Origin of the sequence: Novosphingobium organovorum, from assembly GCF_022832435.1 — a bacterium.
GTDB lineage: Bacteria > Pseudomonadota > Alphaproteobacteria > Sphingomonadales > Sphingomonadaceae > Novosphingobium > Novosphingobium organovorum.
This window is the reverse complement of record NZ_JALHLF010000211.1, coordinates 1-2619: the sequence shown is the minus strand read 5'-3', so window position 1 is coordinate 2619 and position 2619 is coordinate 1. Positions and strand designations below refer to the sequence as shown.

Here is a 2619-nt window from a genome sequence, read left to right as displayed (position 1 = left end):
GGTGGCGGTGCGCCCGGTAGCGCGCCGGGCGGTGGTCCGGCCGATCCTGCCGCAGCGGGCGGGATGCCCGGCGCCGGGGGCAAGGTCTATAGCGGCAAGGTCGTGCTCTCGCTCACCGGCGAGCGGCTCTACGGCGATGTCCTGCACGCCATGCGCGGCAAGGGCGGGATGGACGTGACGCTGACCGACAGCCGCCTCGAAGGCGCGATTTCGCTCGCCAGGGCCCGCCCTGCGAGCGGCCAGGCACCGACCCGCGAAACCTTCGAGACGGTGGGTGACGTGATCGACACGCTCGGCCCCGACGCTGGCGAGCCGCTGCGCGTCGCGATCGGCGCGGGCAGCCACTGGGTGGTGACGCGTAGCTCCTACCTCTCGGATCTCACCATCGCGCCGGGCGGCGCGCTCGACGCGGTGCCCGGCAAGACGCTGGTCATGACCGTCGATGGCAAGACCGTGCCGATCGCGCCCGGCCACTACACCGGGGCGATCGCGCTGGAGGTCGCCACGCGCTGATCGCGCGCCCGAGGTTGGATCGACATCCCCCCTCCCGCTTGCGGGAGGGGGCAGAGGGTGGGTTTCGCCACCCGCGCGCGACGGGCATCCCCGGCGCGTGCCCGCTCAGGCGGCGAAGCGGGCCTGAAGGTCGTCCATGTAGAGCGATACCGCGCGGCACGCGCCCTCGATGATCGCGAGCGATTCGTCCGAGGGTTCCTCGAGCACCAGTTCCATCGCCGCATAGAGCATCTCGATCCCCATCTTGCTGCAGGTCAGCAGGGTCGACGGCGGAATGTCGGGATAGGTCCGCGCCAGCGCCAGCGCCTGGCGGTGCGCCACGAGGTTGCGCGAATTGATCCGCACTTCCTTGAGCTCGGGGATTGCGCGCAGCGCGCGCATGATCGCGATGTTGCCCGGAAAGGCCCGCGTGACTTCGAGCACCTTGAGGTGGATCTCGACCGAAAGCGCGACGCGCTCCTCGAGCGTCTCGCCCTTGAACGCGCCGCGATCCAGCCAGTCGAACGCCACCGCGTCCTGCGCGGCCATCAGCCGGTCGCCCAGTTCCTTGACCAGCGCGTACTTGTTGGGGAAATAGCGGTAGAGCGCGGGCGGGGTGATCCCCGCTTCCTTGCACACCAGATTGGTGGTCAGCCGCTCGAACCCGATCGTTTCCAGCAATCGTCCGGCGGTGGTGACGATGAGTTCGAACGTGTCGTGCGCGCGCGTCTGCGACGGGCGTGTCTTTGGGGCCAGTTCGGGTGCCTTCATGGGCTCCCCCTACACGCTTTGTCGCTGGCGCACACCATCAAGATCGGCCCGTCGCGGGTTTGTCCGCCAGGGGGGCAGGCCTACCCTTCCCCCCCGTCCGGCGCTGCGGCGCGCGGCGTCTGGCCGTAGCGCGCGAACATCGCGAGCACTTCGTCCATCTGCGCCGCATCGAGCAGCACCGGCCCGCCCAGCGCCAGGGTTCCACAGTAGACCGCAGCCTGCTCCTCGATTTCCTCGGCGATCGCCAGCGCCATGCCGAGCGAGGTGCCGAGCGCGATCTGGCCGTGGTTGGCCATGAGGCAGGCCATGCGCCCGTCGAGCGCGTCGACCACCCGGTCGGCCAGCGCATCGGTGCCGAACGTCGCATAGGGCGCCACCGGCACCTGCGCCCCGCCCGACACCGCGACCATGTAGTGGATCGGCGGGATCGGCCGGTTGGCGCAGGCAAGCGTGGTCGCATGGCGCGAATGGCAATGGACGATCGCACCGACGTCGGGCCGACGCGTGTAGATGCCAAGATGCATCCGCCACTCGCTCGACGGGCGCCCCGCGTTCGCATCCGAAGTTCCCTCACCGTCCATCGCGACGATCTGTTCGGGGAGGAGCGCGCTGGCCACGATCCCGCTCGGGCTCACCAGCATCCCGTTCGCGGTGCGCACCGAGACGTTGCCCGAAGTTCCCCGGTTGAGCCCGCGCGCATCGAGCGCCTGCATCACCTGCACGATCGCCTCGCGCGGGTCCTCGGACACGATCATGCGGGCACCGCCTGCCGTTCGGCGAGCGCGCGGGCCTGCGCGAAGCTTTCGAGCGCGCCAAGCGTGCCCACCCCCATTGCCACGCTGGCCGCAACCGCCCCGGCAACGTGCAGCGCCGCCACCGGATCGAGCCCGTTCAGCCGCCCGGCGTGAAACCCCGCGCACAGCGAATCCCCGCAGGACGTGGTGTCGCGCGGCGTGATTGGCAGCGCCGGGACGTGAACCGCGACCAGATCGCGATCGGGCCGGGTGTAGAGCGTGGCCCCCGCCCCGCCTTGCTTGACGATGCACCCGCGCGCGCCGAGATCCAGAAAGTGCGCGGCAGCGCGCGCCGGATCGGCGGTCCCGGCCAATAGCGGCAGTTCGGCAAGGCTGGGCATGAACAGGTCGACATGCGGCAGCAGCGCGGCGACCTCGGCCGCGCTCTGCGGGCCCGGTGAAATCAGATCGCACGAAACGAACGCCCCAGCCGCGCGCGCCGCCGCGAGGAAGGCGGGGCCCTGCGCCTGAAGGCCGGGGCAGCCCAGCGCCCCCCAGTGCACCGCGCGCACCCGGCCCAACAGCGCCCAGGCCGCTTCGGGCAGCCGCGCCTCGCCGCTCG

General features: G+C 71.1%; 4 protein-coding genes. 1 reads left to right on the top strand and 3 read right to left on the bottom strand.

Features of this window, described 5'->3' with window-relative positions:
* Positions 1–513 (top strand): hypothetical protein (locus MTR62_RS20660; protein ID WP_244024499.1); only part of this gene is annotated, 513 nt, incomplete at its 5' end.
* Between the two features lie 105 nt (positions 514–618).
* Here the strand turns inward: MTR62_RS20660 and MTR62_RS20655 are convergent.
* The 3 genes from MTR62_RS20655 to MTR62_RS20645 form a co-directional block, all read right to left on the bottom strand.
* Positions 619–1263 (bottom strand): TetR/AcrR family transcriptional regulator, encoded by a 645-nt coding sequence (locus MTR62_RS20655; protein WP_244024497.1) that lies wholly within the window; start codon positions 1261–1263, stop codon positions 619–621.
* An 80-nt stretch (positions 1264–1343) separates the two neighbouring features.
* Positions 1344–2018, bottom strand: coding sequence for a class II aldolase/adducin family protein (locus MTR62_RS20650; protein ID WP_244024494.1), 675 nt, complete (start codon positions 2016–2018; stop codon positions 1344–1346).
* Positions 2015–2619 (bottom strand): carbohydrate kinase family protein (locus MTR62_RS20645; protein WP_244024492.1); only part of this gene is annotated, 605 nt, incomplete at its 5' end. The genes MTR62_RS20645 and MTR62_RS20650, both read right to left, overlap by 4 nt.

Coding starts and splice junctions, on each gene's coding strand:
- MTR62_RS20655 (WP_244024497.1), bottom strand. CDS start 1,263: ATGAAGGCACCCGAACTGGCCCCAAAGACACGCCCGTCGCAGACGCGC.
- MTR62_RS20650 (WP_244024494.1), bottom strand. CDS start 2,018: ATGATCGTGTCCGAGGACCCGCGCGAGGCGATCGTGCAGGTGATGCAG.